Origin of the sequence: Gloeotrichia echinulata CP02, assembly GCA_038087035.1 — a bacterium.
Lineage (GTDB): Bacteria > Cyanobacteriota > Cyanobacteriia > Cyanobacteriales > Nostocaceae > Gloeotrichia > Gloeotrichia echinulata.
Window position 1 is genome coordinate 1,758,526 of the sequence record CP051187.1, and the last position, 21,367, is coordinate 1,779,892.

Here is a 21,367-nt window from a genome sequence, read left to right on the forward strand (position 1 = left end):
TTAACAGTAAACGGTCAAGACGATGAAATATGCTAAGTACAGACAGCTTAATCCCTACTCAGCATTGAGGATTTTTGGTACTTTGAAAAATTCGCCTTCCTGTTCAGGCGCACTGTTGAGGATGGCTTCTCTGTCAGGATAGGGTTGTAAATTATCCTCTCGCGTCACATTGCTAACATCAATTGCGCGTGTTGTTGGGGGCACATCGCTAACATTTAGTTCACTCAGCTGCTCGATATAATCTAGAATACTTCCTAGCTGGGTGGTAAATTGCTCCTCTTCTTCTGGTGACAATTCTAAACGAGCGAGAAGAGCTACTTTGCGGACTTGTTCACGATCAATCATAAGTTGTTAGTTGTTAGTTGTCAGTTGTCAGTTGTCATTTGTCAGTTGTCATTTGTCATTTGTCAGTTGTCATTTGACAAATGACCAATGACCAATGACCAATGACCAATGACCAATGACTAATGACTAATGACTAATGACCTAAAAGAATACGTCAATTTGGACTCGCCCAGTGGTTTTCAGCCAGTTTTGGGCTTCGATGTAGTTATTGGGTGCCATACGAATTGCTCTGACCCAATAATCTGCTGCTTGATCAAATAGCGCCTCACCACCGTCGTGATCGCCGGCTTCTTTAGCTTTTTCGCCTTTGTAATGATAAATCACGGCGATGTTGTTTAAGGCTTGGGGTAGACGTGGATTCAACTCAAGTGCTTGGTGATACAATTCTAAAGCCTTTTCGTGGTCTCCGTTGCTGGCATAGATCAGCCCCATATTGTAGAAAATATAGCCGCGATCATTGGAGTCTTCCTCTAGTGTGAGGGCTTCTTCGTAATAGTCTAACGCTTCGGCATATTCACCTTCCGCTTGTGCGGACATACCATCTCGGTAATAAACAAAGGCTTCCTTGGCTTTTTTGTTGGTTGGCAGTATCTTCAATATGATATCTGCCATGACTGTAAAAGATTTGTCAATAAAGTTATCGTTTTTCTGTGTTCTTGGCATATTTGCTTCTATGGTATTGCAGCTATTGGCTTTCTGGAACTGACCACCTCTTAAGTTAATTTAACTGATTTGCGGGATAATTCTTCTCTTTGATGGGGATGATCGACTCTGGAGTATTATTTTGAGCTTTGTTCACCAAAGTCCTAACTTCTGTGCGTTAAGAGCGGGACTCTAGGTGTAAGCGGAGGTAGTCCGCAGGCTTTACGTGACGCTACGCGAACCCACCGTGGAAGCCCTTTGGTTTTTCAGGAATCAACCCCCAGCGTAACTGGTGAAATTCACGTTTGGCGCTTTTAGGATTATATAACACAGTTGCTACTAGCTGCCTATGTGCAATGTTGTATTCGGTTGCCAAATCCGGAACTGGCTGGACACAAGCTGTCGCTAGGGGGCTGTCTGGTAATTCAAATTTACTAAACGTAGATATACTTTTTCCTCAAATCCGCTACCAGAGAAGCACCGCTGACAAATGATATTTATTTTTATTGATAGAAATACCAGAAATAAATAATACGCCATATTTTTATTTTTTGAAATAATTATCTTTGGTAGCAAGATGCTAAATATAAAATAAAAATTAGCCTGTTTATAGGAAATCATTTAGTAATATATTGTATCTTAAAGCCTCGATTTTTCAATTATTCTTCATTATATTTTTTGGCATGGAAACGCTACGTCTGTACGATTTTTTACCTTCAGGAAATGGCTATAAGTTACGTCTGTTATTGACACAACTGGGTATGCCATTTGAGAGAGTAGAGGTTAACATTACCCAAGGCGAGACCCGAACACCAGAATTTTTAAGTAAAAACCCTAACGGTAAGATTCCCGTTTTGGAAATTGAACCAGGGAAATACTTAGCAGAGTCAAATGCGATATTAGTGTTTCTGAGTGAAGGTACAGAATTCCTGCCATATGAACGCTTTTTACGCGCACAAGTGCTGCAATGGCTATTTTTTGAACAGTATAGCCATGAACCTTTTATTGGGACATCCAGATATTGGATATCTATTTTAGGTAAGGCTGAGGAATATGAAGAATCCATCAAGCAAAAACGGGAATCAGGCTATGGAGCACTTAGGGTGATGGAACAACATTTATCATCGCGCAAATTTTTTGTAGCCGAGCGTTATACTATTGCTGATATAGCCTTATTTGCCTACACTCATGTAGCTGATGAAGGTGGGTTTGATTTGAGACAATTTCCCGATATCCAAGCTTGGATAGAACGAGTTAAAGCCCAACCAGCATATATCAGCATTACACAAGATGTATAGTATAATGTCATCTATCCAGAGACTGATTTAATTAGTTACCAGGCTTGGCCTGGTAACTAAAAATATATATATTATAGGAGTAAAATCGTAATTCGTAGCCAGAGAGAGCAATGAGATATTTTCCGCCTGAGTTAGGATGACTAGATATCAATTTCTACTAGCTTTTGCCTGGAGGATAAACCAGACTTAATTCTGATATCAGATTTTGGCACATCAAAATTTTCTGCTAGTAGTTTAATTAACTCTTCATTAGCTTTGCCATCTACTGGCGGAGATTTTAAATGTACAATCAGGCTACCATCTGATTGTTCGGCAATTTTTTGCTGTTTGGAATTAGGTTTAACTTTAACTTTTTTTTGCATTACCTATTACCTGTAATTGTCGCAGCCACAACCAACCTAATATACAACCAAACAAATAATGTGGAAAATCCCCCCAAGCAAAGGTTGTACCCAATAATAACTTACCTATTAATGTAACGCGAGCAGCTTCTAATAGTGGCGGGTGCCAAAGCTGCAAAAATTCCAATATACAGGTGATGACAAAAACCCATAAAGGAATCTGCTTAACTGCTAACCGACTCCGAAAAAACCAAAATGCAAACAGACACCAAAATATTTCGTAAAATAGGGACGAACCGTAGTTATTAAACCACTCATGGACAGGACCAGGGTAGTACTTAAATAAAAAGCCCATCGCTACTACGATGAGCATAGACAGGATAATGAATATTGTTTGATTACGGTTTTGGCGCATTTTTTCAAGGCTCAAGACTAACGAAAATTTTAGCCTTTACACCGCCGTTTTCTCGTTTGGTTATGGATACCTTTTGCTACCAGCGCCCACCACACCGATTTTATGGCGATAGGAAAGTTCTGCACCAAACCAGCCAGTAATGCTAGTCAGGGTAGCGACAACAAGCGAGAGGAAGAGTCCCCAAGGTAAGATTCGTGACTCAGGGCTACCCAAACGAAGGATGAAATTTAGGGCTGTTAACAGGAGGATAGAAACGTTGAGAATCAAATGTGTCCAATCGGCGGTACGCTTGCGGACTCGTTCAATTTGCAAAAAGTCACTCATCCCGGTTATGGCTGCTATGAAGCCTCCAGCCAATCCCAGTCAGATTAACCATAACGAAGCTCTAGCCCAGAAGAAATCTTCAGTTAACCAGTAGCCTAAGTCAGTTCCTAAAGCTGCGGCTAAAAAGGCTATGGGAAAGATGACTGTCAAGGGGTGTAGGGGATGTCCAGCAATTGCAACTGTGCTGGGTACGCCAGGATCACAAAATTCTCTGTCATCGCTTTCAATGATTGGTGGGATATTTAGGAAAGGTGTGGAAGTTGTGTCTGTAGATTCTATGATGAATATCCTATTTTTAATAATTCCAGAAGTGTTTATCTGGGGTTACAAATCATCAAGCAATATTTTGGCAATAAGTCTAGTAAAGTTGACAACTGATAACTGTCCTGGAGTCAATTTATAAAATTAGCCGGAAAATTTTATCTCTCTAACGATGGAGGAGTAAATTTTCAGTGATTTATCAGGAATCTATCTAAAAGTAGAAGTAAATTTTTTTTATTTTTGACATGAAATAACATTTTTTTATAACCTGAATTACACAGCTATCACTCAAAAGAAAGATGGAATATTACTATTACCTATGCCAATATCAGATTGGCAATAACTACGAATACTTTTTTGAGGATAACTAACAATGGTAGTCACTTTAGATGATACTAAGCGTAATGCAATTGCTGGGAAATTAGCAAATCTAAAAGCAATTCAACAATTAATTATCGAAAACGAGCAATCATTTTTGAAAGAATCTAGTGATTCAGAAATATCCAAACGCTTTCAAGATATTCTCAATGATGACCAAAAAAATCTGGGAATTATAGATACTGTAATTGTTCAGTATGGCATCCAGTGCGGGATGACAAAACCTGTTACACAATTGATAGAAAAGGTTCGGGGACTGATGAAAGGCTCGGAATTAAGCCTTTATGAAAAGGTATTTCAGCATGAATTGCTGAAACATCAACAGGTGATGAGTGGGTTAATAATTCACAAGGCTGGTCAAAAAGTTGGTGCAGATGTAATGGCGGCGATCGCACCTTTAAATACCATTAACTTTGAAAACCGCGCTCACCAAGAGCAACTCAAAGGAATTTTGGAAATTTTGGGTGTGCGCGAACTCACCGGACAAGATGCAGATCAAGGGATTTGGGCACGAGTCCAAGATGCTGTGGCTTCATTTAGCGGCGTTGTAGGTAGTGCTGTTAGCCAAAACTCTGACAAACAGGATATGAATATCCAAGATATTCTCCGCCTAGATCATAATAAGGTGAATATCCTATTTACCGAACTACAGCAAAGCAATGATCCGCAAAAGATTCAAGAATATTTCGGTCAAATTTACAAGGATCTAACCGCCCACGCTGAAGCTGAAGAGGAAGTTGTGTACCCAAGAGTACGTGCTTTCTATGGTGAAGCTAAAACCCAAAAATTGTATGACGAACAAGCTCAACAGAAACGGCTACTACAGGAGATTAGAGGTATTCATCCCGCTGCGGCTGAATTCAAGAATAAAGTCAGACAATTGGCTGACAATTTTATGGATCATGTTCGTGAAGAAGAAAACACAATGTTTGCGACAATTCGTAATAATTTGACTAGTCAGCAAACTGAGCAAATAGGTACAGACTTCAAAGCCGCTAAGAGCAGAATTCAACAGAGATTAGGTGGTGAAAAAACTGGAGCCAATGTTTAAACTTTAAGGACTACTGTTTGATATTTGAATTATACCTATGGTGGGCATTGCCCACCACAACTCACTACACCTTATCAGTTATCAGTTAAAAGTTTTGATCAGGGATAACTGTTCGTTGACTACTGATTTAACTAAACCTTAAACTTCTCGGTAATTCGCTTCATTGCTGCTTCCACATTTTCGCGACTATTAAAAGCGGAAATGCGGAAGTAACCTTCACCAGCAGCACCAAAACCAGAACCGGGGGTTCCCACCACATTGACGGTTTCCAGCAGTTTATCGAAAAATTCCCAACTAGACAAATCATTAAGTGTTTTCACCCAGACGTAAGGTGCATTTACACCGCCATACACAGCCAAGCCGGCTGCTGTTAGCTCTTCGCGAATGATTTTGGCATTTTCTAGATAGAAGCTAACTAACGCCTTGATTTGCGCTTGTCCTTCTTGGGAATAAACCGCCTCGGCACCCCGTTGCACGATGTAGGAAACACCGTTAAACTTGGTAGACTGGCGGCGATTCCACAGCTTCCACAGTTGGATATCAGTACCATCGGCTGCTTTGGCTGTCAGGGTCTTGGGGACGACGGTTAAGGCGCAACGGGTTCCTGTAAAGCCTGCATTCTTGGAGAAGGAACGAAACTCAATCGCTACTTCCTTTGCACCTTCAATTTCATAAATAGAGTGGGGAATATTGGGATCGGTGATGTAGGCTTCGTAGGCAGCATCAAAGAAGATGATTGAGCCATTAGCTCTAGCATAGTCTACCCACGCCTGAAGATGTTCCTTAGTCGCGGTGGCACCGGTGGGGTTATTGGGAAAGCAGAGATAAATTAAATCCACTTTCTGTGAGGGAATCTCTGCGGTAAAGTTGTTTTGGGCTGTCACTGGTAGATAAACTAAGCCTTCAAACTCGCCTTTATCGTTGGGATTTCCAGTATTTCCCGCCATAACGTTGGTGTCTACATAGACAGGATACACGGGGTCTGTGACAGCAATAGTGTTGTCATGTCCAAAGATTTCCAGAATGTTACCAGTGTCGCATTTGGAACCATCAGAAATGAATATTTCCTCAGCATCGATGTCAGCCCCCCGTGCTTGGAAATCTTGAACCGCAATTTTTTCCCGTAACCAAGCGTAGCCTTGTTCTGGACCGTAGCCTTTAAAAGTACTGCGATCGCCCATTTCTTCCACAGCTTTAATCATAGCTGTGCGGCAAGCTAAGGGCAGAGGCTCGGTGACATCGCCAATACCCAACCGAATGATTTTAGCATCAGGATTGGCTTGGGCAAAGGCATTCACCCGTCGCCCAATTTCGGGAAACAAGTAACCAGCTTTCAGTTTCAGGTAATTATCGTTAATCGTTGCCATAGTAGATTATGAAAAACGCCCTAAAATAGCTTACTGCGAATTTATCCGTAAAAGACCTTGTTGGTCTTGGTGATGTAGCTTATATATCAATACAGTTCAGTTAGGCTCGAATGATATACACTTACGGAACACGGCATCCAAAATTTTTTCTTCTTAGGACCTATTCTGGGGGCACATTAATAATCGTAGGGTGCGTGACGCTGCGATAAATATTGTACCCACTCACAAGACTTGTGGCGTCACGCACCATTCTTTAAATGTGACACTAGTAGTCTGTCAATTTTGTTTTGAGGGATTTTTGGTAGTGTGAGCGTCTCGCTCACGCGGGCAAGATGCCCGCACTACAGTCCATCATTTTTATCTTGACAGAGTACTAGCGTAAGTCCTGTGTTTTTTTCTATTTTGGCTGAGAGGTTGTTTGAAAAGTCGCAAAGTATACTAGAAACCTCTCTGGTAAACCTCTCCCCTTGTAGGGGAGAGGCGTTGAAACCCCCCTTCCCTTGTTTGTCAGGGGGGTAAAGGGGGGTTAGGTTTTTGAGACTTAAATGTTACCCAAAATACTTTTCAAACATCCTCTGAGATTTTAGATTGATGATTTCAAACAGTAATTCGTGGAAAAATCCGAGATAAATCTAGAGATAAATCGGCAAAATAAGGGAGAATAACTGACTGATTAGGCAAGAAAATTCGCTTGAGACGATAAGCGAAATTAAGAGTTAATTCTTGATAAGGTTCGCTATAGCATTCTAAATGTTGAGCAACTAAATTAAATATCCAGTAATCGGAAATTCCGGCTTCTGCATAAAGGGGAATTTTCACCTCTTGGTCATAATTCAAAGAAGAATCAGCAATTTCAATTACTAGTAAAATATCCTTTGGGCTGGGATGAGCAAATAAATAATGATCATCTGTAGCACCAGCAATCACAAAATCCGGTTCTGGTTCGCTACCAGAAGGCAAAGTAATGGGATCTTGGCATTGTAATTCTGCCTGACTTCCTACTAATTTTGCCAGTTCTCTGAGTAAATTTCTACAACAAGTTGTGTGTGCTGTTCCTTTAGCTGCCATCTGCATCACTTCCCCACGAATCAATTCTACTCGCTCATCTTCATGAAACAATCCGATTTCAGTTAAACGATGATATTCTTCAAGAGTAAAGCGTCTGGTAGTTGTAATAGTCATAATATTTTTTTATCTCTATACTAGAATACATCCTTGTTCGCCATGATCAGCTTGTAAGTTGCATGATATAGCGTTTCTCGCCCTAGTTAGGTACACCGGGCACGGCAGTGCCGTGCCCCTACACCGCGTGATACTTGAGATTACTTCCCAATCCCCAATATTATTCCACCCTAGCGCGCAGAGCGGGAGCGGGGAAGAGGGTTTGAAATCCAGCTAGCCGTTCGCTGAGTGGTTCTGGTGCATAGTCCCAAAGGCTTTCGTAGTAGAAAAAGGCTACACCTAAACCCCGTTGTTGAGCAGCTCGTACCTGGGATTGAATTTGTCGCATGGGAACTGGGCTATTTCGCAAACCTGCCATAATCCCCACTCCAGTTGGTATGATTTGTTGCACTTCTTGCATTTCTGGACGGGAAATTTTATCGATGAAACTTTGGATATTAGGTCGATAAACTTGCACTATTAGCTCATCCACAATATTTAGCCGTACCCAGGAAAGCCAGTCTTGCAGTTGCATCTTATACGCAAAGTCATAGTAGTTGGGTGCAACGGAGAAAATCGCCTGGGGTTTTCTCGCCTTGACAACTTGGTTGAGTTGGAACATAAAATCCGTTATTTTATTAGCTCGCCAGCTCACCCATTCCGGAGCATCAGGATTGGCTGGGGGACTTTTTTTGGTTTCTTGGGTGTACAAGGCAACTGTATATTTATCGTAGCCAAATTCACGGGGCAAACTCATGTGATCGTCAAACTGAATGCCATCAACATCATATTGAGTGACGATTTCTGTCACGAGACTGGTGATAAATTGCTGTACTTGTGGATGAAACGGATTGAGCCAAGCAACCTCACCGGCGGCGCTGATGGAAGTTTCGCTACCATCCCGCTTTTTGGTAAACCAATTCGGGTAATTTAAAGCTAGTTCTGATGTTGGGGGAGCCATGAAACCAAACTCAAACCAGGGAATTACGAGTAGTCCCTGACGATGGGCTTGATTAATTATGTCCGCAAGTATATCATGGCCATCTTCACCGCGCAAGACAAAGGGTTGAATACCTGTACGTTGTGCTACGGCGCTGGGATACATGACATAACCAGAATTCCATACCACGGGGTATATTGTATTCAGATTCAAACGTCGCAGTTGGGTGACTGCTTCCTGGACTTTGCTGCGTTCTCTGAGGATGTCTGTATCATTACTGGTCATCCAAACCCCGCGAATTTCTGTCCGGGGTAACTGGGCGATCGCTCCTGTGAAATTACCTAAAACCAATACCATGATGAATGATATCACAAACAGCAATGGGAAAATAAACTTACTTACCCCCTGCCAACTTTGAGAAATCATAGGCTTGAATGATGCGTTAGCTACCCATCGGTGCCACCGCTGGCTGTTGTCATGTAATCTACTAGTCATATAGCTTTCCAGTATTTCTGCTTGCTAGAGAATTGATGAATCGCTAGTCCTTCATTCAAGTCCGCACATTAAATTGTCTGCATCAGAGAACCTGATGCAGACAAGATAATGATATTTGACGTAGCTAATAGGCTATTAGTGCCTAATTTAGGTTTATTATCCAGTCAAATGGCACAATTTAGCAATGACTGTAGCTGATCCTGGTTGCGGATGGTGGATTTTTTTTATAGCGATTTTCACCCAATAACCACAGATATTCGTAGGGGCGCAAGGCCCTGCGCCCCTACTTTACCTGAAAATCGCTGTAACGCAGAGGGGCGCGGAGGGAACCGCAGAGGTTCGCAGAGGTTGGATTAAGCTGGTTTCCAGGTGCCGTGGAAGCTGTGGGGAATGACGCTGGGTAATCCGAGTTTGCAAATGGGTTCGTCGTTGAGGCGATCGCTCTCAAATATCCAAACTTCACTATGATCAGAATTACCATCGTACACAACTGTGATTACCCAACCTTGAACGGGGATGGGTTCTGAAGGATAGCGATTTTCGCCTAAGTCTACTGTGGTGAGGGTGTCGGTTTTGTGGTCGAAACGAGCGATCGCATTTACTATTTTTTGACCAATATCTGTTTCTCGACGTAATCCACACATATATGTGTACGGCGAGGCTTGACCGACATATTGCTGTGGTACAATTGGCAATTCACAATGTTGGTCTGATAGTTCCACAATTGCTGTCACTTTGCCAGTTTGGGGATTGAGATTTACTCGCGAAAATGTACTTTTAGCAGCGGTGTGAGTTTCACCTGTAGCTACTTCTTTAAAAAATTGGTTAGTTTGGAAGTCTTCGTAACGAGCAATATCCACAATTACTCCACCGCTAGCATCTACATAACCGTTAGCAAAATGCCACTGATACCAAGGTTCAGTTTCTGAACGACTTACCAAAGATAACGTCTCGCGGTCAATAATAAAAATCTCAGTTCCTAATTGGGGTTGCCATTCTAAACAATCACTATAGCTGCTAATCCGTAGGAGAATGGGAATGACATTTAGCCGCACTGGGGGCACAAAAAATACCAGATACTGTCCTGCTAAGACAAAATCATGTACTAGTGGTACTCCATTTAATGGGTGTGCTGCTTTCTGAATAATTTTGCCTGTGGAGTCACTTTTGTAAACATTCAGGGTCGCATTTTTTCCAGGGCTGATGCCAAAATTAAAAATCTCCCCTGTCTGCAAGTCATATTTGTAATGGGCAGAATAACTTAAACCTTGAGTTAATCCCCCTAAATCATCTTCACCCCAAGTTTCTAAGGTTTGCAAATCCAAGGCGTGGGGTTTACCAGCTTCCCACAGTGCTAAGAGTTTATCTGGTAATGCCAACACTGAGGTATTCGCTGCATTTTTCGTGGGTTTGAGCCATTGATTCCAAATTGGCCCCGGTGCAGTCATGCCATAGTTACCGTAAAGTAGTTTACCCGCTGCGGCTTCTTCTTGGTAGCCCGCGGTTTGCACATAGCGATACACTCCCGTCGCACCCGCATCTGTAAAATGCACTGCCAAAATCGCTCCATCGCCATCAAACCAATGTCCCACACGCTTACCACCCCGTTCTAACCGTGCTGGCCCATTGCGGTATAGTGTACCACGCAAGCCTTGGGGGATTTTGCCAGAGAGAATTGGTAGTTGGGTGGGCGGAAATTCCGTTGCTGGTTGAGCGATGGCACTTGCCCAGGCTTTTTTTGTTGACTTTTTATTAATGGTATGCATACAAATTAGCGCTAATGAATTTCACGACCTTGGCGATCGCTCTTCTATTGTCATATTTGTTGCGCTTTTTTTACCGAAAGCTTGGGTCTAGAGCCGCCGTTCTTCTAGGACGGCTTTTTGGTAAAATAGTGGCAACAGGCAGGGCATTGTCTGTCGTTGCTCAGTGATGTAAGACGGGCTATGCCTGCTATTGCTGTTTGAATCCAGAATCCCTGCATAAAGCCTACGTTCAAGAGTTGATTGCCAAAGGACACAAAGCCAGAACAGGCTATTGGTCGCAACGAGGAGGAGGCATGATGCTGTTTGAAGCAGAATCACTGGATCAAGCCCGCGCCATTGTGGCTCTTGATCCATTGGTACAGAACGACTGCGTGAACTACAACGTTTACCTTATTCGGAGAGAAGGCTCCCGCCATAATCTGTGATTTGGCGGCGAGATGAATCGAGGGCGAAAAACGAAACGTTCTACGACCATTACTTGCTTTCAAGCAAGCGTGGGAGAGGGAACAGTTGAGTTTTTCGCAAATCCATGTTATGATTACGCCATTGAGTTGAGCGTAAAAATGCTGGTATTTGAAGCCAAACTGGAAGGAACGAACGAGCAGTACCGAAAGCTGGATGAAGCTATCCGTACTGCTCGTTTTGTTCGCAACAGTTGTGTTCGATACTGGATGGATAATAAGGGCATTGGTAAATACGAGTTGAGCGCATATTGCGCTGTGCTTGCTGCTAATCCCGATTTTCCTTATGCTACCAAGCTTAATTCGATGGCTCGTCAAGCTAGTGCTGTTGGCGAAGCCTTCCCGAAGGGTAAGAGCGTGGTCTGCTATTGCTCGGTTCCTTGATAACTGCAAGAAAAATAAGCCAGGAAAAAAGGGATTTCCAAAGTTCAAGAAAGAACAAACGCATGGCTCTGTTGAGTACAAAACCTGTGGATGGAAGCTTTCTGAAGACCGCAGGTATATCACTTTCTCCGATGGGTTTCAAGCAGGAACCTTTAAACTCTGGGGAACTCGTGACCTGCATTTCTACCACAGGAAACAGTTTAAAAGGGTGCGGGTTGTGCGTCGTGCAGATGGCTATTATTGCCAGTTTTGCATTGACCATGAACGAGTAGAAAAGCGAGAACCAACTGGTAAAACTATTGGTATTGACCTGGGGTTAAACCACTTCTATACAGATAGCAACGGAGAAACAGTCGCCAACCCTAGACATCTTCGTAAAAGTGAAAAGTCCTTGAGACGTTTGCAACGGCGGATGTCTAAGACTAGAAAAGGTTCTCAAAATAGAATTAAGTTGAGAAATAAACAAGCGCGTAAACACCTCAAAGTAAGTCGCCAGCGTAAAGACTTTGCTGTTAAGACAGCAAGGTGCGTGGTGAAGTCTAACGACCTCGTGGCGTATGTTCGGCGAAGCCGTTGCCGAAGGCTAGATTTGATGGTGCGGAATATGGTGAAAAATCACCGATTGGCTAAGTCGATTAGTGACGCTTCATGGTCGCTGTTTCGTGAATGGGTTGAGTATTTTGGTAAGGTGTTTGGTGTTGTCACGGTTGCTGTTCCACCACATTATACCTCACAGAATTGCTCTAATTGTGGAGAGGTTGTCAAAAAGACTCTTAGCACCAGAACTCATATTTGTCCTCATTGTGGGTATACCCAAGATAGGGACTGGAACGCAGCGCGGAACATATTAGCAAAAGGATTGAGTACGGCGGGTCACGTCGGAACTAACGCCTCTGGAGACATCGACCTCTGTATGGGTGGGGAAACTCCTCCAAGTAAGTCGGGTCGTGGAAAGAGGAAACCCAAAGAGCGATCTTTGGAATCCCCCACTATATTCGGTACTCCGAATTAGTGGTGGGAGGATGTCAAGAATGGCGGATTGTCATAGAATAATACACAATCGATGAGTTTTAGTGTTATAGTTATATAAGACCTGGACCTATGCGATTGCAACGCCCAAACTTTGTCAGGACCGGAAGGTAGCAGCAATACGGGATGCTTGTGATAGGCGTAGTCTCCGGGTCGCCCTATTTGAGGAGCGGTCAGCAGCGATGCCTGGTTTTGGAGATATTGTTCAAAAAGCTTTTTACCTCGGTGTTGGGTTGGCTTCTTATGCGGGTGAGAAAGCAGGGGGGAAATTAGCCGAACTGCGATCGCAAGTCCAAAAACTGGCAGATGAAATGGTGGCGAAGGGCGAAATGACCACAGAAGAAGCCCGCCGCTTCGTTGAAGATATGATGAAGCAAGCTCAACAACCACCAGCATCTGACCCAGCCACAAACAAAACACCCCCTACAGAACCTCGCCGCATCGAAATTTTACAAGAAGATGAAGAGGCGACTGTAAAAGAGCCATCGCCCGATAATGTAGATGGATTGCGCGAACAAGTACTAAAACTGCAAGAAGAGTTAAAAAAACTGCAACGCGATCCATAAAAAGTCAGTTTTTAGCTGGAGCAGTGGCTAGTGAAACGTTAGAAATAGCGCAATACCAACAAACTTATTAGGACAAAAGCCCAAAAGCTTGTATTTTTCCATCTCAGTTTTGGGTTAGTTACTATCCTTAGCTTTGCTCAATGACAAGCTTTAACGTCGGGAAAATTAGTAGAATTAATGTGTACTCTATTGCTTCAAGCCAGGTAGCACTGAGTCCCCTGATTATAGCCATTAAGGGCGTCAAGTTTATGGAACAGTGGCAAAAAGATCTGATCGACATCATCGAAACAGTGGCTGTTGAAGTGGAAGACTTCTTCCTAGGGATGAGCGACATGGTAGACGCCTTTTTTGAGCTAACCGAAGAAATTACTGAGCAAGTACAAAATACCATCGTCAGTGAAGTAGACTTGTATTTACAAGATTTGACGGAACCAATTTTGGAAGTTTACTGGGAACTGGAAGACGTGGTAGCAGATGTAGATCTGGGTTTTCCTTATCAAGTAGAAGCTACGCCAGAGAAAAATCCTGCCTGCATTGGTTGTAATAATTATCATGGTCAAGTTTACGGTGGTAACTTATTAGTTTGTGCCATGCACCCCCACGGCTGGGATGATCAGAGTTGTCCAGACTGGGAAAACAGTTCTAATTTCTGAGTTAGGAGTTAGGAGTTATGAGTTAGGAGTTAGGAGTTAGGAGTTAGGAGTTAGGAGTTAGGAGTTAGGAGTTATGAGTTATGAGTTATGAGTTATGAGTTATGAGTTATGAGTTATGAGTTATGAGTGGTGAAAATCCTTCGCGACAAATGACAAATGACAAATGACAAATGACCAATGACAAATGACCAATGACAAATGACAAATGACAAATGACAAATGACAAATGACAAATGACAAATGACCAATGACCAATGACCAATGACCAATGACCAATGACCAATGACAAATGACCAATGACCAATGACCAATGACCAATGACCAATGACAAATGACAAATGACAAATGACCAATGACCAATGACCAATGACAAATGACAAATGACAAATGACAAATGACAAATCACAATTTACCTGAAACAGCATCCGAGTTAACTGAACAAATGAAGTATGGCGAACGTGAAATTGCGGAAGGAAAATTAATTACATTTCCCAATCCGCGTGTGGGTAGGCGATATGATATTAATATTACTTTGCCGGAATTTACCTGTAAATGCCCGTTTTCTGGCTATCCGGATTTTGCGACAATTTACATTACCTACATACCTGATGAGCGAGTGGTGGAATTGAAAGCCCTGAAGCTTTATATTAATAGTTACCGCGATCGCTATATTTCCCACGAAGAATCTGCTAATCAAATTTTAGATGATTTTGTGGCAGCTTGTGATCCTTTAGAAGTGACAGTGAAAGCAGATTTTACTCCCCGTGGTAATGTTCATACGGTGGTTGAAGTGCGGCACCAAAAGTCATAAAAAAATGGAACCGCAGGTGGACGCAGATATAGGCGCCGAGTGGCCAGAACCCCACCCCCAACCGTCTAAGCGCTTGGGAGGAGGGGGCTATGATGTAGTGACTTTAAGCTGTCGGCTGTTTGGGGGATTGCTCAACCTTTTGATTTTGGCGACGACGACGCAGTTTTAGCATACCAACTGCGCCTACACCCAGGATGGCAAATGTAGCAGAAGGTTCAGATATCAAGGTCGATTTGTAATTATTTTTACCCAAATCTACAGCGAAAATAATATCGTTGTAATCTTTGTCACCACCACCCCGCAAGTCCTCAAAGCCCATTATCAAGTAATCTCCAACGTTCCACGCCATGATGTGTTGTAACCCATCTGGGTTCAGAGATGGATCTGAACCGTAAATATCACCATTTCTGGATGGTGTAGTATCTCCGTCGGCTTTGAGTAAGAAATTGAGTTGTGTACCAGCTTCAAAAGTACCCAAGTCTACAAAATCACCGATATCCAAAACACCATCTTTCTCACCATGTAGACATTTATTTTTTGTGCTGTTACATGAGATATTTTCAAAAATCATTCCTTTGCTGTAGTAATTTGTCTTGAATGCTTCGTAAGCTAATTGGTTTTTATAGTTCGCTCCTTCGTTGATGAAAGAAACACGAACATTGTGTTTTCGTTTGAGAAATAGTTGGGTAAAGTCTAGCTTCTGTGCGTTCACCTGATCTCCAGAAATTGCTACACCTTCTTTTGATAGCAATTTTTGAATATCGGGAGTTAACTTGAGGGGAGTAAGAGCCTTGAATTTATCTTTGATAGGGAGTCTTTCTAATGTACTCCAATCAGCAGCTTTTTTAACAGCTTGTTGTGCGTCCAGGGATTGGTTAGCAGCGGTTTCAGCGTTTAATTGGGCTTGATCTCTAGCGCTTGTAGCATCTTGGACTTTCTGGTCAGCATTTTCAACCATTAATTGGGCTTGAGCGATAGCTTGATTTTTAGCGTTTTCAGCCACGCTAAGTTTGGTAGTAGCTGTATCCAGGTTGCTGTTAGCAGTAGTCAGTGCGCTATTAGCAGCAGCTAGTCTCTGATTAGCGTTAGTCAGTGCGCTATTAGCAGCAGCTAGTAATTTATTAGCATTCGCAACAGCTAGTGGTGCGTTAACTAGATCTTGAGCATCTGCTAGCACTAACGCTTTTTTAGCATCTGCTTGAGCTTTAGCAGCATTTTCGGCTGATATTTTAGCTTGAGTCAAATTTTTGTTTGCTTGACTCAAGTTTTGTTCAGCCTGAGAGACAAGGTTTTTAGCATTTTGTTTAGCTTTGTCTGTAACTTTTATAGTCTGAGTCAGGGCTTTTTCTGCGTTCGTAACTGCAACTGTAGCCTCTTTAGCCTTTTTTGCAGCGTCTGAGGCCTGTTTGATAGTTACTTGAATCGGGGTTACTTGTGCAGCACTTGCAACTGCGTAATTGACTGAAGCAATTGTGGAAAAAGTCACGCTCAAAGTAGCCGCAGTCATCAATTGAGCAACAGCTTTCTTATTCATATAAATCATGGTATTTGCACTTAAATTCTGGTTGGTAGAACACTAAAGAAACAAACTGGTTTTTTTCAACAGATTTGGGAGTAGTATTCCCAAAATGAATACTACTAACTGCACTGTATTGCCTAATGAAATGACTCACGTCATAAAAGCTAGAAACTCTTTATACCGATATATTTTCGTTTCTTATATAACTTCTAACTCAGTATCTGTTTTCGTGTCTAGATCTAGAAACCAATTTAGCAATCTCTTTATGTTGCACCGTAAAAATAGTGAGATATTAAGTACTTACTGACCTTATCGGTTTTAAAAAATACATTTGATAAAAAGTCAAGCGGAATTAATCTAGGGTAAATTACAGAAAATCAATTATCCTAGGAATTTTTATAGGACTAGGACTTACGCACTGTGCAAATTAATGATGGTATGGTTTGAGGCAAACATGTCGCTTCTGGCTGTGATTAATCATTATTTTGATGGTAAATAGACCAAACAATAGGGGCGCAAAGCCTTGCGCCCCTACCCTTTGGTTCAAATGAAAATTGATGTAAGTATTTTTTCGGTTGTCGTAGGGGCGCAAGTCCTTGCGCCCCAAAAAGGCAAAACCTAAGCGGTCGCCAGACTCATCAGTTTTTCAAGTCAATCCTGCCAAAATATCCAAAACCTCCCGTTCAAAAGCAACTTGAGCGCGATTGGTTTTACCGCCAATATACAAGCGATCGCCTTTTTGCAATGCCCAAATTTGTGAGTGCGAAAAGTAACTCATGACCACACCTAGCATGAGTAAAGCAAATCCTGTATACACAATTGGTATCCCAGGGTCGGCTTTAATTTGTAAGCCAGTACTACCAATAACATCCAAAATTTTCAGGGTGACGCCGTTGACTTGGGTAGACATTCCCGACCGCACAGTATTAATCAGCTTTCCAGTAGCATCATAAATTAACAACATGCCTTGCAAGTCTTTGGCTAGTAGGGATACACCCTCACTTAAGTCTGGTTTTGTCGGAATCCATGTACCCCAAATCCGCCCTTGACCATTGGTGTTTAATTGCGCCATTGGGATCTCGAAAACAGGGCTGTTGTTGAATTGGACGCGAACAGCAGAGAGTCCCCAATCAGTTTGATAGAAAGTAACGCCATGATAGCGCAGCGGCTCATTGACAAATATCTTTTTGTGGTCTACCTCAATTCCTTGATTATTTAAGACCGACATATCCGAGTAAAACTGGTCAATTCCACCAGTGGGAGTGTAGTCAATCCAAAAACGATTGACGCGCACAGACCAATCTTTGGGAATTTGGGCTGCAGCCAAAGGGCCAGCATCGATAATATTTTTGACTTGAAATGTATCACCACTGGCTACCATTTCTTGGGCAAGAAACCCAGTCATTGCCCCCCAAATTCCGCCCAGTAGAATGGTGACGATACCCACATGAACTATAATCGGTCCAATGCGTCCGATTATTCCCTTGCGGGCATAGAGGATATCGTCTTTTTCTTGAAAGATTTTATAGCGCTGTTTTTGCAAGATTTGAGTCAGAGAACTGAGGGAAGCAGTATCTAATTCTGCACTCAAAGCTAATTTTTGAAATTGCCGAGGTTCATCGTAATATTTCCACCGTTGGGCGGTTTTCAAGGCTGGCAATTGGCGAGTAAAAGTACAAGCAGTCAGGCTAGTTCCAAACAAAATTAGTAATGCTAGAAACCACCAAGTACGATATACATGGTCTAAACCAATGACTTGAATGACTTTCCAAGTTAAGAAACCAAATAAGGCTGGGTGTTCTGGGTAGTTAGACTGATAAAAACCAGGTGACTGACCTTGCTCAATTACAGTACCGCTGATGCTAAAAAGTGCAATCAACAGCAAAAGTGCGATCGCTAATCGTAAATCTGTCAGTATAGGCAAAAATTCTCGCCGCAAGAACCGCCCAGGTACTGACCACCAACTTAACTCTTCGGCGGCTGAATTTTCTGAAGTCATTGCTTAAAAACTGCCAAGGGGAATTCGAGAAACTAAGGAAAATACACCAAATCCTACCAATAGCACACCGCTAACTGGGTTAATCCAACCAGACCAACGACGCAACTCTAATAACTTCTTAATTGAAGCCGTAAAGGTTCCTGCCAAAATTAATGGAGTTACATGTCCGGCTGTGTAGGAAAGTAGCAAAACAGCGCCTAAAATTAAATCTTGGGTATTAGCAACCCAACCCAGTAAGCTAGCTAAAATCGGTGTACTACAAGGAGATGCCACTACACCAAAAGTCAGCCCTATCGAGTAGGAACGGACTCCTGACGGTAAATTTTGCGGAATCCAATTTGTATCGCCAAAAGAGGGAAATTGCAGGGGTAATGCTTCTAGTAAGTTTAACCCCATCAGAATGGCGATAATGCTGACGATAATTGGCAAACCAATGCCCACTTGTCCATAGACTTTTCCCACAAAAGCTGCTATAATACCTAATGCTGCCAATGTAGTTGCTAATCCCAAGGCAAACCAGGTTGATTGGGCAGCTGCTTGTAGGCGGCCTTTAGCTTCATAACCACCGATATAGCCAATGGTAATAGGCAGCATAGACAGCATACAGGGCGTGAGGCTGGTAAGCAAACCAGCTGCAAAAATGATGGCAATACTCACCACGCCCAGATGTGCCAATTGATGAGAGACAAGGGTATTAGCAAATTGTTCTAGTTCGTAAATTCGGGTTTGCAGGGTCTCTAACATGGGGGGTACTGCGTGGGAAATGCTTACTCTGGTTGAATTGTAGCTTACTTTATGCTTTTGAATGGGAGCGAGGCGGGTATCTGGTCTACCGAATTGCGCCCTTGTCGCTGGAAGATTACCGTTCGCGGAGCGTCCCGTAGGGAAATAATTTTTAGCTCACGCATTCGCGAAGCGTCCCGTAGGGAAGGCGCATTCGCGGAGCGTCTGTCTTCGACACGCTACGCGAACGCAGAGAAGGCGCATTCGCGCAGCGTCTGTCTTCGACACGCTACGCGAACGCAGAGAAGAAGGAAAATTATAGGTAATCTTAGACCGGGAAGGGAGTAGTCGTTTTGTATAGTGATTATTCTGTGTTGCAGGAAGATTTGATAATATTGAAAGCATCTTTTAATAACAAACGCCCTTTATTGGAAGTCGTTAAATATTTTAGAAAAGCCTGAGAAATAAGTCAAAATTTGTTAAAAGACTTTTTGCAGAAAAATGGTTTAACTTGAAATATAAATAAAATTCCTAGTCCCGCGATTTCAAAGTCTTATACAATACCACTAAAACGCTGACACATGTAGATTTCGCGTAGGGGCACGGCAATGCCGTGCCCCTACAGCTGGTATCATATCGTGTGGATTTAGGGGTATCTAAAAATTTATTCGGCTAAACAAATAGTTTGAAAACACGCCCTAGCCCCCTCCTCGCTTGCTCTGAGGGGGTTGGGGGTGCGGTATCAGCGCATAGCATCCCTACGAAAAACCCGATATTTCTTCCCCAAAAATACAAAAAAAATACCTCATAGCCCCCTCAGAGCAGACGAGGAGGGGGGTGGGGTTCTACCTCACATCGTAACCAAACAAATTGGGGTCAACTTCCCCTAACTGCAAATCTGCTAAACCATACTCAGCCCATCGCCTATCAACCATCGCTGCGACATCTGGATCTGATTCCAAAGGCGCGCCCCATTCATGTTCGGTTTCTGGGGGAATTTTGGTAGTTGCATCAATTCCCATTCTACCACCTAAACCGATTTTTTCGCTCGCAAAATCTAACGTATCAAAGGGTGTATTTGGTAATATAAAGACATCCCTTGTGGGGTCAACTTTAGAACTAATTGCCCAGACAACTTGACGCGGGTCACGAATATTTATATCTTTATCCACAACAATGACAAATTTGGTGTATGTAAATTGTGGTAAAGCACTCCAAAATGCTAAAGCCGCCCGTCGCGCTTGTCCGGGATAGGCTTTATCAATGGAAATAATCGCGGCTTTGTAACTCAAAGCTTCCATTGGTAAGAAGAAATCGACAATTTCTGAGACTTGTTGCCGTAAAATGGGGGTGTAAATCCGATTGAGTGCGATCGCCATCATGGCTTCTTCTTTGGGTGGACGACCGCTAAATGTTGTTAAGTAAATTGGATCTTTGCGGTGTGTCATGCATTGGAAGCGAATCAACGGCGAATCTTCGACGCCACCGTAATAACCCATGTGGTCGCCAAAGGGTCCATCTGGTAATACTTCCCCTGGTGTAATTGTCCCTTCTAAAACAAATTCCGAATCTGCGGGAACTTCCAAATCTACGGTTTTACACTTGGCTAAGTTCACGCCAGAACCGCCGTAAAGTCCAGCAAATAACCATTCTGATAAGTCTACAGGGATGGGGGTAGCCGCTGCCATAATAATTAGCGGGTCAACACCGAGGGCGATCGCTATTTCTAATTTTTTCCCACATTCGGCGGCTTTTCGCAAGTGTCTCGCCCCACCCCGCACTGATAACCAGTGGACGGTCATTGTCTTTGAAGATTGCAGTTGCAAGCGATACACGCCGACATTTGGCGTTCCCGTCTCACAATCCTTAGTAATTACCAATCCTAGGGTAATAATCTTGCCAGCATCACCAATATAAGGACGTATTAAAGGCAACTTATTTAGATCTAAATCATCCCCCTGAATCACCACTTGCTGACAACCGGGGAAAAAGTCCCGTCCTGGCTTGGCCTTGAGGACATCAAACAAAACTTTACCAAAGTCTATCGCCTGGGAAATCTTTTTCGGTGGCTTTGGTTGCTGGAGCATACTCAGCTTTTTCCCCAAAGTTTCCAACTCCTCTGGATGCTGCATATTCATTGCCCAGCATATCCTTTCCAGGGTCCCCATCAAATTCACCGCCACCGGGAAGGATGTCCCTTTGACATTTTCAAATAATAACCCTGGACCCCCTTTTTGCAGCATTCGGTTAGAAATCTCCGCAATTTCTAAATCTGAGTCAACTAAAGCCGAAATTCGCTTTAATTGTCCTCTTTCTTCCAGAATTTTGATAAATCCCCGTAAATCTCTTGCCATTTTTCTAGTAACCGCTAAATAGTTAAGAATTGTAAAGCCCTATTTTCTATTATCAGCGAGATTGGGGACACAACGACCGCTCAG

General features: G+C 42.8%; 19 protein-coding genes, 1 other RNA gene and 2 pseudogenes. 8 read left to right on the forward strand and 14 right to left on the reverse strand.

Going from position 1 to position 21,367, the window contains the following annotated elements; genetic code table 11:
- Positions 1-54: 54 nt before the first annotated feature.
- Both gatC and HEQ19_07800 read right to left on the reverse strand, forming a co-directional pair.
- A complete protein-coding gene (gene gatC / locus HEQ19_07795) occupies positions 55-345 on the reverse strand; it encodes an Asp-tRNA(Asn)/Glu-tRNA(Gln) amidotransferase subunit GatC (protein ID WYL99446.1) in 291 nt (96 codons plus the stop codon).
- A gap of 141 nt (positions 346-486) precedes the next feature.
- Positions 487-1,008: a photosystem I assembly protein Ycf3 gene (locus HEQ19_07800; protein ID WYL99447.1), complete on the reverse strand. Its 522-nt coding sequence runs from the start codon at positions 1,006-1,008 to the stop codon at positions 487-489.
- A 662-nt stretch (positions 1,009-1,670) separates the two neighbouring features.
- Between HEQ19_07800 and HEQ19_07805 the strand changes: the two genes are divergently transcribed.
- On the forward strand, positions 1,671-2,285 hold the full coding sequence (locus tag HEQ19_07805) for a glutathione S-transferase family protein (GenBank protein WYL99448.1): 615 nt from the start codon (positions 1,671-1,673) through the stop codon (positions 2,283-2,285).
- A gap of 140 nt (positions 2,286-2,425) precedes the next feature.
- On the opposite strand, the gene HEQ19_07810 is transcribed toward HEQ19_07805, so the two are convergent.
- The 3 genes and pseudogenes from HEQ19_07810 to HEQ19_07820 all read right to left on the reverse strand — a co-directional run bounded on the left by HEQ19_07810 (position 2,426) and on the right by HEQ19_07820 (position 3,644).
- A complete protein-coding gene (locus HEQ19_07810; GenBank protein ID WYL99449.1) occupies positions 2,426-2,647 on the reverse strand; it encodes a DUF167 domain-containing protein in 222 nt (73 codons plus the stop codon).
- Complete coding sequence (locus tag HEQ19_07815) at positions 2,631-3,041, reverse strand: DUF2809 domain-containing protein (protein ID WYL99450.1); 411 nt, start codon at positions 3,039-3,041, stop codon at positions 2,631-2,633. The genes HEQ19_07810 and HEQ19_07815 overlap by 17 nt, the downstream gene beginning before the upstream one ends.
- A gap of 60 nt (positions 3,042-3,101) precedes the next feature.
- Positions 3,102-3,644 (reverse strand): annotated as a pseudogene (locus HEQ19_07820) (DUF2231 domain-containing protein).
- A 355-nt stretch (positions 3,645-3,999) separates the two neighbouring features.
- Between HEQ19_07820 and HEQ19_07825 the strand changes: the two are divergent.
- Positions 4,000-5,055, forward strand: a complete 1,056-nt coding sequence (locus tag HEQ19_07825; protein ID WYL99451.1) for a hemerythrin domain-containing protein — start codon at positions 4,000-4,002, stop codon at positions 5,053-5,055.
- Positions 5,056-5,186: 131 nt separating this feature from the next.
- On the opposite strand, the gene HEQ19_07830 is transcribed toward HEQ19_07825, so the two are convergent.
- The 4 genes from HEQ19_07830 to HEQ19_07845 all read right to left on the reverse strand — a co-directional run bounded on the left by HEQ19_07830 (position 5,187) and on the right by HEQ19_07845 (position 10,784).
- Positions 5,187-6,422, reverse strand: coding sequence for an LL-diaminopimelate aminotransferase (locus HEQ19_07830; GenBank protein ID WYL99452.1), 1,236 nt, complete (start codon positions 6,420-6,422; stop codon positions 5,187-5,189).
- 597 nt (positions 6,423-7,019) lie between these two features.
- Entirely contained in the window at positions 7,020-7,604 is a 585-nt protein-coding gene (locus tag HEQ19_07835) for a Uma2 family endonuclease (protein ID WYL99453.1), read from the reverse strand.
- A gap of 160 nt (positions 7,605-7,764) precedes the next feature.
- Positions 7,765-8,949 carry a glycoside hydrolase family 10 protein gene (locus HEQ19_07840; GenBank protein WYL99454.2) on the reverse strand — a complete coding sequence of 395 codons (1,185 nt, stop codon included), beginning with the start codon at positions 8,947-8,949 and terminating at the stop codon, positions 7,765-7,767.
- 422 nt (positions 8,950-9,371) lie between these two features.
- On the reverse strand, positions 9,372-10,784 hold the full coding sequence (locus HEQ19_07845) for a carotenoid oxygenase family protein (GenBank protein WYL99455.1): 1,413 nt from the start codon (positions 10,782-10,784) through the stop codon (positions 9,372-9,374).
- A 197-nt stretch (positions 10,785-10,981) separates the two neighbouring features.
- On the opposite strand from HEQ19_07845, the gene HEQ19_07850 reads away from it, so the two are divergent.
- From HEQ19_07850 to HEQ19_07870, 5 genes and pseudogenes are all read left to right on the forward strand, one after another.
- Entirely contained in the window at positions 10,982-11,209 is a 228-nt protein-coding gene (locus HEQ19_07850; GenBank protein WYL99456.1) for a YciI family protein, read from the forward strand.
- Between the two features lie 138 nt (positions 11,210-11,347).
- Positions 11,348-12,641 (forward strand): annotated as a pseudogene (locus HEQ19_07855) (transposase).
- A 78-nt stretch (positions 12,642-12,719) separates the two neighbouring features.
- Positions 12,720-12,816: signal recognition particle sRNA small type (gene ffs / locus HEQ19_07860), an RNA gene on the forward strand.
- 24 nt (positions 12,817-12,840) lie between these two features.
- Positions 12,841-13,224, forward strand: coding sequence for a phasin family protein (locus HEQ19_07865; GenBank protein WYL99457.1), 384 nt, complete (start codon positions 12,841-12,843; stop codon positions 13,222-13,224).
- 248 nt (positions 13,225-13,472) lie between these two features.
- On the forward strand, positions 13,473-13,877 hold the full coding sequence (locus tag HEQ19_07870) for a hypothetical protein (protein ID WYL99458.1): 405 nt from the start codon (positions 13,473-13,475) through the stop codon (positions 13,875-13,877).
- Between the two features lie 113 nt (positions 13,878-13,990).
- Here the strand turns inward: HEQ19_07870 and HEQ19_07875 are convergent, their stop codons facing one another.
- On the reverse strand, positions 13,991-14,278 hold the full coding sequence (locus HEQ19_07875) for a hypothetical protein (GenBank protein WZI67136.1): 288 nt from the start codon (positions 14,276-14,278) through the stop codon (positions 13,991-13,993).
- On the opposite strand from HEQ19_07875, the gene queF reads away from it, so the two are divergent.
- On the forward strand, positions 14,272-14,688 hold the full coding sequence (gene queF / locus HEQ19_07880) for a preQ(1) synthase (GenBank protein ID WYL99459.1): 417 nt from the start codon (positions 14,272-14,274) through the stop codon (positions 14,686-14,688). The two genes, HEQ19_07875 and queF, sit on opposite strands and share 7 nt — an antisense overlap.
- A gap of 103 nt (positions 14,689-14,791) precedes the next feature.
- On the opposite strand, the gene HEQ19_07885 is transcribed toward queF, so the two are convergent.
- The 4 genes from HEQ19_07885 to HEQ19_07900 all read right to left on the reverse strand — a co-directional run bounded on the left by HEQ19_07885 (position 14,792) and on the right by HEQ19_07900 (position 21,283).
- Positions 14,792-16,222, reverse strand: coding sequence for a DUF4114 domain-containing protein (locus HEQ19_07885; protein ID WYL99460.2), 1,431 nt, complete (start codon positions 16,220-16,222; stop codon positions 14,792-14,794).
- 631 nt (positions 16,223-16,853) lie between these two features.
- Positions 16,854-18,206 carry a cytochrome c biogenesis protein gene (locus HEQ19_07890; protein WYL99461.1) on the reverse strand — a complete coding sequence of 451 codons (1,353 nt, stop codon included), beginning with the start codon at positions 18,204-18,206 and terminating at the stop codon, positions 16,854-16,856.
- A 3-nt stretch (positions 18,207-18,209) separates the two neighbouring features.
- On the reverse strand, positions 18,210-18,950 hold the full coding sequence (locus HEQ19_07895) for a cytochrome c biogenesis protein CcdA (GenBank protein ID WYL99462.1): 741 nt from the start codon (positions 18,948-18,950) through the stop codon (positions 18,210-18,212).
- A gap of 824 nt (positions 18,951-19,774) precedes the next feature.
- Positions 19,775-21,283, reverse strand: coding sequence for a UbiD family decarboxylase (locus HEQ19_07900; GenBank protein WYL99463.1), 1,509 nt, complete (start codon positions 21,281-21,283; stop codon positions 19,775-19,777).
- Between the last annotated feature and the right edge of the window lie 84 nt (positions 21,284-21,367).